Below are 11,036 nucleotides of genomic sequence, written 5' to 3'. Positions count from 1 at the left end.
TCATTGTTAGTGCTGGTAAATGAACTATTACTGAAGCTTTCATTGCTGTACCAACATTAGTTGGACATGCTGTTAAATATCCATACTTTTTACTAACTGCATAAGGTAAAAGTTTTGCAATTTTTTCATCAATTTCAACAGCTAAATTTTTCAAATTTTCAAGCTCAAGACCTGAACTAAAAAATTGCATTCTTATATGATCTTCATCATTTATCATTATGCAAATGTTTTCTTCATCATTTATTAAAATTGCTCCAACTTTTGCTTTATTCATTGCAAATTCTGCTGTAATTAGATTCTTTTCAATTAAGCTTATTTTAGTAACATCATCTAAATCATTTAAATCAATAAACTTTAATCCATAACCTATACTTGGAGTAATTTCTTTTACTTTATTTTTAACTTCTTGTGCTTGCTCTTTTGAAAACTTAGTTGTAAATGGTATATTATTAAAATTTCTAGCAAGTCTTATTCTTGAACTAACCACAACATCTGAATCTTTTCCATTTTGTAAATACCAATTTAACATATTCTATTTGCCTCCTTTTAATTCTTTTATTTTATCTCTTATTTTAGCAGCCTCTTCATAATTCTCTTCTTTTACTGCTCTATTTAATTTTTCTTTTAATGTTTCTATTTCTGAATTTTTATTATCACTTGCTTCTGTTTTATTTATTTCTATATTTTTAATAAAAACGAAGTCCATTTTTTAAACTGCAAAAAACACGACATTCGCTCTAAAATTATAAAGATTAGTCTAATTTTTGAAAAGTGACATTATATCAGGCTGTATTTTTTTTCCACGGAGTTTTTCTGCCTGCTCATAAACCTTTAAAATATCTTCGGGAAGTGTTTTTTCTTCGCCCTTTAAAGTCTGATACGGAGCATCGGTTTCAAAGACAATCCTGCTTTCTTCCAGAAATTTTACGCATTCAATCGCACTTTTCTTGCCATTTAAAATAGGCTTCCCAAACGAAAAATAAGCATTTACGCCCTTCTTTAAAAGCGAATTTGCTTCTGTCAAAGTTCCTGCCCACGAATGAAAGATCACGCCTTTGACCTTTTTTAAAAGTTTTATGTCCTTAAAAAAACGATCTGTGCACTTTCTTCCGTGAATTACAAGAGACTTTCCGTATTTTATTGCGGCCTCGAGCTGAAAATTCCAGACTTTTTCCTGTTTTCGAGACATAGTGCGAAATTCCTGCGTAAAAAAATCAAAGCCGCACTCCCCGACCGCATCAATTTTTTTATTTTCGAGAAGCTGAATCAAGTATTCTGAATACGAAAAATCCGGGTTTTGAGGGTGAATTCCGAACGACTTAAAAAACTTGATTCCGGAGTTCTGAGGAATTGAATCAATGATTTTTTCCTGTTTTATAAATTCATCCTCAGAAAGAGCGCAGGCAACGCCGGCATAAAAATCGACAGATTTTCCAGTTTTAGAAAAATCAGGAAGAGAAGAATGAACTAAATGCAAGTGCGCGTCAAAAACCAACTAAAAACCTCATTTTCTCGGCAGAGCTCATGCAAACTTCTGGCTACAAACGAAAGCGCCAGAATATTTAAACTTTTTGTTAATGTTTTTTTTATTATACCGAAAATAATTATGTACGTAACATTTTTTTTGCGTTAAAAACGCGGGAGGAATTCAAAATGGGAACATACACTCTTAAAAGCATTGGTAAAAAAACTGACTACATGACTGTTGTGCGCGAAATGGACGACGGCTACATTGTTCGCATTGTTCGCGATGAAGACGGATATGATGACGTTACAACAGATTTTATTAGCAAGGCTTTGTTCGACTCTTGTATCCGCACCGGCTATCTTACTAAAATCAAGTCTCCTGCTGAAGCCGTTGCCTAACTAGCTCCAAAGCTGCCTCGAAACGAACATCAACAGGCATTTCTTGAGGCAGCCAATTTATTTTTACGCCTTTCTTTTCCATTCCCTTAAACCAGGTTTCCTGTCTTTTTGCAAACTGTCCGATTGCAAGGTTTAAAAGCTCAAAAAGTTTTTCTTTGCTTTCGATTTTCTGCTGAAGATATTCACTCACAAAACGATATTCAAGACCAAGACTTTCAAGCCTCTGCCAGGACGCTCCATTTTCGTGCAGATTTTGAACTTCTTCGACTAACCCCTCTTCAAGACGGTCGTGCAGGCGTTTTGCAATTCTCTCACGGACTAAAGGACGCGGCAAGGTTGTGCCAAGCACAAGAGGATTAACCTTTGGACGAGCCGAAAGAACCTTTTTTCGCAGAGTTTTATATTCTTCAGATTTTGTAAAACGGTTTAAGAGAATTGCATTTATTATGCGCCCACTGTCGCCGAATTCACTCGTATTATGAAGCTTTTCTTTTTCTGATATTAAAATCGACTTTAATTCTTCATAAGAAAGAGATTCAAGTTCCTGTCTTTCAGCCTTATCTTCTTCAAACGGAATCATATCGTAATTTCTGAGTATTGAATCAAGATACATTCCGGTTCCGCCGACAACAACCGGCAAAACTCCGCGTTTCTGGCAGTCTGCAAACGAATTGTAAAAATCTGCCGTAAAATCAAACAGGCTGTATTCGTGACTTAAATCCGTAACATCGATTATATGATACGGAACATTGTAAAAACCGTCAGTAATTTTGTCCTTTAACGCAGGATTGAGGGAAAGCGCGAGATTTTTATTCATCTTAAAATCGCGCAAATCCTTTCCACTTCCAATGTCGAGTCCGCGGTAAACTTGTCGGCTGTCCGCGCTTAAAACTTCGCCGCCAAGACTTGCCGCAAGACGGACACCAATTTCAGTTTTTCCGACAGCTGTAGGTCCGATTACAAAAATACAGTTATAGTTCATTTTTTGTTTCCTGAAAAACTAAAGCACGCGGCAAACAGCGCATTTTAAATATTCAGACTTAGGATAACCTGCAAGGACTGGATGATCAGGTCCAGCCCCGTACTTTGCCAAAATTTGAACGCGTTTTTTTGAATCTTCGGCCGCCTTCATAATCATTCCGTAAAAATGCTCCGAATCAAAAAAGTAAGAGCATGAACAGGTTACGAGGATTCCGTTTTCTGTCAAAAGGCGCATTGCCCGAAGATTTATTTCTTTGTATCCGCCGTACGCTTTTTGAATATTTTTCGCACTTTTTGTAAACGCAGGAGGATCGAGGATAATCAAATCAAATTTTTCGCCTTTTGATTCGTATTCTTTTAATTTGTCAAAAATATCCGCGCAAACAGCCTTTACTTTTTTTCCGGCGCCGTTGAGCTCAATATTTTTTTCAATCATTGCAACGGCTTCCGGGCTCAAATCAACGCAGGTAACATCTTTTGCATCTCCCTTAAAACAGTTCAGACCAAAAGCGCCTGTGTGGCTGCAAGCATCGAGAACTTTTTTTCCAGAAGCAAGTTTTGCAACCTGTTTGCGGTTAAATTTCTGGTCAAGAAAATACCCGGTTTTCTGGCCATGCGCAATATCGACTTCCAAAAGCACATCGTTTTCGCGAATCATAATCTTTTCGTCGCGGGCTTCGCCAATCCAGCAGGATTTTTCTTCAAGACCTTCTTTTTCGCGGACAGCAGCGTCATCCCTCTCAAAAATTCCATAAGGCCGTATTATCGAATTTAAGGCTTCGAGAATTTCTTTTCTAAAAACCTCTGCGCTCAAAGACAAAAACTGAACAACAAGATAAATATTTTTCTTTACATCGCAGTAGCGCTCAACAATCAGGCCAGGAATCAAGTCTGCTTCTGCATAGACAAGACGATAGCTGTCTTTTCTGTCGTAATAAAGCTTTCTAAGGTCGTAAGCGTCCTGAATTTTTTTTGCATAATAAGCGCGGCTGTCTTTCATAATCTGGTCGGCATGTTCTCTTCCGATTATGCGGACAGAAATTTTTGAAGTGCGGTTTATAACACCAGTTCCCAAAAAACCGCCCGCATTTGCAAAAACTTCAACAACTTCGCCGTCTTTTACAGAACAATCGCCAAGCGAAGCCTGCTTAACACCGCTTTTCTCTTCAAATTTTACATGGCTGATTTCGTTATCAAAAACCCACGGAAATCCCTGGGCAACTTCAATCTCTTCGGAAGGATTTAAAAACACTCTTGGAAACATAATTCACCTGACAAAAATCAAAAATTTACGCTAATAATACAAAAAAAATTAAATTTACAAAAGTGTATCAGAATTCAAAATTTTTGGAGCACATTTTTCGCACTAACCCGCTTTCCACAGTTCCGCTATACGCTGCATTCGGCAAGCCGAACGCCTCCGGCGTTGTTCCAATCGGGGCTACAAGCCCCGTTGTGCGCTTTTAGCGCACACGTAAAATAACCGGGTTTTGCGCCAGCAAAAGCCACAGCGTGCCGCGCACGCAAGCAATCGGGGCTACAAGCCCCGTTGTGCGCTTTTAGCGCATACGTAAAATAACCGGGTTTTGCGCCAGCAAAAGCCGCAGCGTGCCGCGCACGCAAGCAATCGGGGCTACAAGCCCCGTTATGCGCTAAAATCCGTAGTCGCTTTTTTCCTGCACGATTTTTTCCGGCTGGAAAACCTGCTGAAAAACCTCAAATGCTTTTTTTACAGGAATAAATTTTATTCCCGTTTTTACGATTTCAGGAATTTCTTCAAGATCGCGCTCATTGCTCTTCGGAATAAAAATCGTCTTTACTCCGTTTCTCTTGGCAGCTACAGTTTTTTCGCGTAAACCGCCGATTGCCATGACAGAACCTGTCAAATCAAGTTCTCCGGTCATTGCAACATCGCTTTTTACAACCCTTCCAGTCAAAAGAGACATAAATGTTACTGCCATCGTAATGCCTGCGCTCGGTCCGTCCTTTGGCGTTGCTCCTTCCGGAATATGCAGGTGAATTACATTCTGATCAAACCAGCTCTGCGGCTTTATCTTGTGTTCAATTGCATACTGCTTTACATAGTTAAAGGCAATTTGAGAAGATTCTTTCATAACATCGCCCATCTGTCCGGTCAAGACAAGTCCGCCCTTGCTGTCAGGAAAACTGATTGCTTCTATAAGAAGAGTGTCGCCTCCCATGCTTGTCCAGGCAAGGCCAATGCAAGTTCCAGGAATTTCGGCCCGTTTGATTTCGCTTTCGTCAAAAACAGGCTTGCCAAGATAAGTATCCAAATCTTTTGCATCAATATTAAACTGTTTTCCGTCCAGAGAATCGCATTCGTTATTTTCGATTTCTTTTACTTCGCTCAAAGTCTTGATGTTTTCAGGAATTCCAGAAAGCTGCCGTGTAATTATCTTTCTGTGAATTTTATCAATACATTTTTCGTAATTGCGGACACCGGCCTCGCGCGCATATTCCTCTGCGATACGCAAAAGAGCGGCCTTTGTATATTTTACCTGGCCTTTTTCAAGTCCGTTTTTTGCAAGATTTTTTGGAATAAGGTATTTTCTTGCAATTTCAAGTTTCTCCTGATCGATATAACCAGAAAGCTGGATTATTTCGGCGCGGTCTAAAAGAGGTTCCGGAATTGAATCCAGTGTATTTGCCGTCAAAATAAAAAACACATTGCTTACGTCAAACGGCAAATCCAAATAACTGTCGCGGAAACTTACATNNACTTCAAGAAGCGCGCTAGCAGGGTCGCCCTGAACACTTGCCCCCATTTTATCAACTTCGTCAATCATAAAGACCGGCGATTTTGTCTTTGTAATCTTTAATCCCTGAAGAATTTTTCCAGGCATTGCGCCAATATACGTTCTGCGGTGTCCTTTTATTTCAGCCTCGTCGCGCATGCCTCCAACGCTAAACCTGTAAAAAGGCTTGTTCATTGCATTCGCAATAGAGTGTCCGATTGAAGTTTTTCCGACTCCCGGCGGTCCTACAAGAATCAAAATTGAACCTTTGTTGTCTTTTTTCATCTTTCGGACTGCAAGATATTCAAGAATTCGTTTTTTTACATCGTCAAGGCCGTAATGGTCTTTTTCAAGAATTTTATATGCTTTTGCAAGATCGAGATTTTCTTTTGGCTCTTCATTCCACGGAAGGGCGCAGACCAGCTCAAGATAATTGCGGCTTACAAAATATTCAGAAGAATTGGAATCCATCAATTTGAATTTTTCGAGTTCGCTTTCCAAAGCTTCCTTTATTTCGCCTTCAAATTTAAATCCTTCAATTTTTTCCTTAAATTTTGAATAATCGTTTCCTTCTCCATCGGCACCGATTCCAAGCTCATCTTGAATTGATTTCATTTCTTCTCGTAAAAAGTATTCGCGCTGATTTTTTTCAATTTTTTCGTTTAATTCATTTTGAATTTTCTTCTGCATCCGCAAAAGTTCCTGTTCTTTTTTTATAAAAACAAGAACCTGCTCAAGCCTTGAGCGCACGTTAAGCTCTTCGAGAACTTTTTGCTGGTCAGATTTTTCAACATTTAAAATCGAAGCAACAAAATCGGCAATTTTTCCAGGATTGTCGATATTCACCATATTTAAGCGCATTTCTTCGGAAAACAGCGGATTATTGTCGCTTATCTCTTTCATTTCGCTTATAAGCGCGCGTGTCAGGGCTTTTGTTTCAAACGTATCGCTTTCTTCGTCATCGAGATACTGAACCGCAACAACAATTGGATTTTTTGCAGACAAAACCCGGCGGATTTTAAAACGTTTTATTGTCGAAACAAAGATGTTTACTCCACCGTCAGGAAGGTTTATTTTTTTTATAATTCTTGCAACAGTTCCAATATCGTACAAATCGCTTGCAACGGCATTTTCATCTTCCGTTTTTGAAAGCACCAGACCGATAAAGCCATTTGCCTCGAACGAATCTTCGACAATTTTTACATCGTCAGGATTAGAAAGCATAAGCGGTGTAAAAATTCCAGGAAAAATCGGATGCCCGTTAAGAACGACCAAAGGCAATTTTAGAGGAAGTGCCTGCTCAACTGTGATAATTGAGCTTGCAGGATCGTCCGCCNNCCCGCCGTTCACCTTTCTTTGAAGATTTTTTAGATTTTTCTTCTTTTCCTGTGGCTGTATTTTTTTCGTTTTTTTCAGTTTCGTCTTTTTTTGCAGAAATTTCACCTTCGTTTTTTTCTTTCTGCGGAGTATCTTTTTCTACCGTCACTTCAACATCGACAGGAGTTCCGTCAGCATCCGTATGCTTTGAAACCAATTCATTTATTGCATTTTTTAAATTTTCAGCAACAGCTTTTAAAGCGTCATTCTGTTTATTTTCGTCATTATTGTCGTTATTATTTTTAGCCATAATTATAATTTAACCATAAAAATGGCTGTAGGCAACAAAATTATTCCTCTTTGGATTTGCTTTTGTCCTGCAATTTTTCAAGTCCGGCATTCAAAAAAAGCTCATCCTGATACCAGTCAAGAATAAGAGAATAAAAAGCATCCTCGTAGCCTTCGCATTTTGCAAGAATTTTTACGACAGTACCGCTTTTTAAGCTTCCTGACGGAACACTGTCCATCAAAACCCATTTTCCGCGGTACGAAATAAAGAATTTTGTCTTTGAAGTAAGCGAATTCCCTTCAAAACGGTCGTAACTTTCTGCATGAACTTTTACAGGCCGGTTTGCATTCCGAAGACTGCTGATTTTTAAGTTTAAATTTTCTTTTTCAACTTCGACAGTCTGCCACATTATATAAGGACCTACTGCAATTTTAATCCGGTATTTTCCAGAACGCAGATAAACAGGATATGTTGAATAGTTTTTTACGTTTTTTGAATTATTTTGAGCCTGCTGAGTAAAAATCCGGCGGCTTCCGTTTACTTCCGGAATTTCTTTTCCATCATCTGCAAAAAAGAATGCGCGCAAAGGAAGATCGGAGTCCACAGATGAAGCAACAGGAATTTCCATATTTAAAACAACGCTCTTATACCAATGCCGTAAAACAGTTTTGTGAACATAGCCACGGCTCCAAACAAAGCAAAAAAGAACGCAGGCCGCAACTCCAGACAAAACTCCACAGACGATTTTTTTGAATTTTTTGTCGCGCTGCTCAAACGAAGGAATTGCAAACTGTCTTGTTGTAAGAACAGTCTGCGCAAGGGCAATTCTTATTTTGTGAGTATCGTAATGAGAAAGATATTTTTTTACAATTTTGAGAACTGCATCAATCGACTGAAACCTTCTTGCCGGGTTTGCCTTGAGCATTTTTTTTATCATTCCAGCAATTACCGGAGGAATATTTCTGTCGATTTTACGCGGATTTACGTATTTTCCTTTGCGGATTTTTTCCAAAGTTTCTGCATTTAAAGCTGAAGGAAAAGGTTTTGTTCCTGTAAGCATTTCGTAAAGCATTACGCCCATCGAATAAATATCCGCCCTTCTGTCTACGCTTCTGCTGTCTGTGATCTGTTCCGGAGACATATAGGCAGGAGTTCCCAAAGTTACGCCGTGGCTTGTCAATTCGCCTGTAATCTGGGTTGTTGAAGTTTCTGCAACTGTTTTTCCAGAACTGTCAGCGGCGCTTTCGTTTTTTTGAGACGGCTCATTTTCGCTTTCGGTCGAAGCAATTCCAAAATCTGCAAGCTTTACTTCCGCCCTTTTTGAAATAAGAATATTTCCAGGCTTAATGTCGCGATGAACAATTCCCCTTACATGGGCAAACTTCAAGGCAAGACAGGCATCCTGAAAAATCAAAAGCGCAAGTTCTGTTCCAAGAGCAACCTGTTTTTCGAGAACCTGAGCAAGGGAAAGACCTTCAACAAATTCTTCGACAATATAATGGCTTGAACCTTCGACAAAATAGTCAAAAAGATGAACGATGTAAGGGCTTTGCATATCGAGCAAAATCTGGGCTTCGCGTTTAAACCGCTCGCGGACTATTTTATTGTTTCGGATTGTAAGTTTTTTCAAGATTACAAGTCTTTTTAAAGAAGGATGAACGGCTTTATAAACCGCTCCCATTCCGCCTTTTGCAACAAGTCCAAGAATTTTGTATTTTCCGATACTTTCAGGAATTTTTTCTGCCATAAAACTTACACTCCCATAAAAAGTCAAGATTAAAACTTCAGTTCTAATTCTCTACATCCACTCTCAAAATATCAGTTTCCGGATTAAATTTTCTATCTGGCTTGACAACAGCAATATTTTCTTCGTCCGGGTTATGAATCTGCACATATTTTCCATTCTGACGCAGTCCGTATCTGTTTTTTACAGGCCTGTGGCCGCCAATCCACACGGCATTTGCGCAGTTTTTTCCAAGAAGATTCTTTATGCTTTCAGAAACGCTGTCTTTTTTTGCCTCGCCATTTGCCGTCCAGGTAAGCGCAAGCGTTACTTCAGGAAATTTTCTGTAATTTATGATTTTTGACCGGGTCAATTCAAAAAACGGCTCGGCATGGCTTATTACAAGATTTGGAAAAACCGCACATAGCGGCAAAGCGTGCTCAAGGCAGCTTAAAATATAAATGACAGCATCATCGTACTGTTCTGCCATAAACTGATAGAACATTTCACCTTCCGCAGCCATTTTATAAAAAGGATGATTACCGCGGCCTTCTTCGTTCAGAATATTTTCATGATTGCCTTTCAAGCAGTGAAAATTTTCCGGACAAGAAAGCTTTAATTTTAAAATCATCTGCAAAACTTTCAGGTTTTCCAGCATTTCCTGATTCATCGCCTCGCTTTTTATTACGCCCCGTTTAAATTCAGAAAACGCATCTTTCCAGCGCTCATAGCAGCGCATCTCTGAATGAAAAATGTCTCCAACGCATACAAGGTAAATCAGTTTTTTTTGACACGCTTCCAAAATGCTCATTTTCCGGCAAGAAGGCTCTTCTTTGTTTTCTGTTTTTTCGGAATTTAAGCAAGCTTCATTCTCCTGCCCTGATTTTTTTTCAGAATCAGATGTTTTGTTTAAATCTTCCAGTTCAATTTCAAAATTCAGAATATGCCATAAAAAATATTCGCGCGCATGAATGTCTGGAATTACAACAACGGGCTTTTTTTCTTTTCCGAATTTTTTTTCTGAGCAAAAATCCAAAAGGCCGCCGGAAAATTTTTCGCCATATTTTTCTTTCGGACGGTAAAGTGAATTTTCATTTTCCAAAAGATTCAAGGCTTTTTCAAGAAGATGCATAAAAGCATCATATTCAGGAAAATCTTCGGAGCGGTAAATATTAAAAAGTTCAGTTTTTAAATCCACGGACAGCCCTTTTTGGCAATTTTTTTACGCCAAAACAAGATTTACAGAACCGACTGTAATCCTGTCTCCCGGATTTAATTTAACGTACTTGTCATTCGGAATGCGTCTTCCGTTAATAAAAGTTCCGTTTGTAGAATTTTCGTCCTTTATAAAAAAAACGTCCTTGATTTTTTGAATCGAAGCATGCAAACGGCTGGCAAGCTTGTTGTCAATTACGATATTACAGTCTGGAGAACGGCCGATTGTCATTTTGGCGACCAGATTGATTTTCTTTTTGTTAAACATTAAATATGAAACCTGACTGGTATCAGCAATTTTTTCCAAATGCTGGCCGACAGGCGAACTTGTTACAATTGTAGTATCCTGCATGGATAGAATTATACAACCAAACTGAAAAACTGTAAAATCAAAACAAAAAGCAAATTTATTTAATCTGAAAATTCACCAGGAAGCGGAGCGGTTACGGTCATTACATTTTTTGTTGCCGGGTGCGGAAAACTAAGGCTTGCTGCATGCAGCATAATTCTCTTATAAGGTTTTCCGCCGTATAATTCGTCTCCCAAAATCGGACAGCCAAGGCTTGCTAAATGGACGCGAATTTGATGAGTGCGTCCTGTAAGAGGTTTGCAATAATACAAAAAAAAGCGGGAATTTGCCTTAAAAAACTCAAATTCCGTGCGGCTTTTTAAGCCTCCTTTTTCTTCGGAAAGTTTTCCCCATTTTGCGCTCTGGCCTTTCGGGCTTATTCTGCCCATAGGAAAATCAACTGTAATTTTTTTTGAGGCAGGTTCTTTTAAAATGGCGGCAACGTAATTTTTTTTTGCTGTATGCCGCTCAAACATGTCGTGGCAGGCGGCATTTGCTTCGCGTTTTTTTGTAAAGAGAATTACGCCGGAAGTGTCGCGG

10 protein-coding genes and 1 pseudogene are annotated in these 11,036 nt (G+C 38.9%); 1 reads left to right on the top strand and 10 read right to left on the bottom strand.

The window, feature by feature from the left end:
• The 3 genes and pseudogenes from B3Y13_RS02200 to B3Y13_RS02190 form a co-directional block, all read right to left on the bottom strand.
• Positions 1 to 529, bottom strand: a pseudogene (locus B3Y13_RS02200) (hypothetical protein); the annotation flags it as partial.
• A gap of 3 nt (positions 530 to 532) precedes the next feature.
• The gene (locus B3Y13_RS02195) at positions 533 to 706 is read right to left on the bottom strand and encodes a UvrB/UvrC motif-containing protein (RefSeq protein ID WP_296692440.1); all 174 of its coding nucleotides are present in this window, start codon (positions 704 to 706) and stop codon (positions 533 to 535) included.
• Positions 707 to 757: 51 nt separating this feature from the next.
• Positions 758 to 1,495 (bottom strand): TatD family hydrolase, encoded by a 738-nt coding sequence (locus B3Y13_RS02190; protein ID WP_296667852.1) that lies wholly within the window; start codon positions 1,493 to 1,495, stop codon positions 758 to 760.
• A 158-nt stretch (positions 1,496 to 1,653) separates the two neighbouring features.
• On the opposite strand from B3Y13_RS02190, the gene B3Y13_RS02185 reads away from it, so the two are divergent.
• A complete protein-coding gene (locus B3Y13_RS02185; RefSeq protein ID WP_078929703.1) occupies positions 1,654 to 1,866 on the top strand; it encodes a hypothetical protein in 213 nt (70 codons plus the stop codon).
• Here B3Y13_RS02185 and B3Y13_RS02180 read toward each other — a convergent pair.
• The 7 genes from B3Y13_RS02180 to B3Y13_RS02150 all read right to left on the bottom strand — a co-directional run.
• A complete protein-coding gene (locus B3Y13_RS02180) occupies positions 1,838 to 2,848 on the bottom strand; it encodes a tRNA (adenosine(37)-N6)-dimethylallyltransferase (protein ID WP_296692438.1) in 1,011 nt (336 codons plus the stop codon). The two genes, B3Y13_RS02185 and B3Y13_RS02180, sit on opposite strands and share 29 nt — an antisense overlap.
• A gap of 18 nt (positions 2,849 to 2,866) precedes the next feature.
• Positions 2,867 to 4,111 carry a class I SAM-dependent rRNA methyltransferase gene (locus tag B3Y13_RS02175; RefSeq protein WP_296692436.1) on the bottom strand — a complete coding sequence of 415 codons (1,245 nt, stop codon included), beginning with the start codon at positions 4,109 to 4,111 and terminating at the stop codon, positions 2,867 to 2,869.
• 388 nt (positions 4,112 to 4,499) lie between these two features.
• Positions 4,500 to 6,953: an endopeptidase La gene (gene lon / locus B3Y13_RS02170; protein WP_296692434.1), complete on the bottom strand. Its 2,454-nt coding sequence runs from the start codon at positions 6,951 to 6,953 to the stop codon at positions 4,500 to 4,502.
• Between the two features lie 317 nt (positions 6,954 to 7,270).
• Complete coding sequence (locus B3Y13_RS02165) at positions 7,271 to 8,956, bottom strand: serine/threonine protein kinase (RefSeq protein ID WP_296667793.1); 1,686 nt, start codon at positions 8,954 to 8,956, stop codon at positions 7,271 to 7,273.
• Positions 8,957 to 8,999: 43 nt separating this feature from the next.
• Positions 9,000 to 10,130, bottom strand: coding sequence for a metallophosphoesterase (locus B3Y13_RS02160; protein ID WP_296667794.1), 1,131 nt, complete (start codon positions 10,128 to 10,130; stop codon positions 9,000 to 9,002).
• Between the two features lie 24 nt (positions 10,131 to 10,154).
• On the bottom strand, positions 10,155 to 10,499 hold the full coding sequence (locus B3Y13_RS02155; RefSeq protein WP_296022674.1) for an FHA domain-containing protein: 345 nt from the start codon (positions 10,497 to 10,499) through the stop codon (positions 10,155 to 10,157).
• Positions 10,500 to 10,558: 59 nt separating this feature from the next.
• The coding region (locus B3Y13_RS02150; protein ID WP_296692431.1) for an RluA family pseudouridine synthase at positions 10,559 to 11,036 on the bottom strand (478 nt) is incomplete at its 5' end.

The organism is Treponema sp. UBA7567 (genome assembly GCF_002476655.1).
Lineage (GTDB): Bacteria > Spirochaetota > Spirochaetia > Treponematales > Treponemataceae > Treponema_D.
The sequence above is the reverse complement of the archived record's forward strand: the minus strand, read 5'-3'. Positions and strand labels throughout refer to the sequence as shown.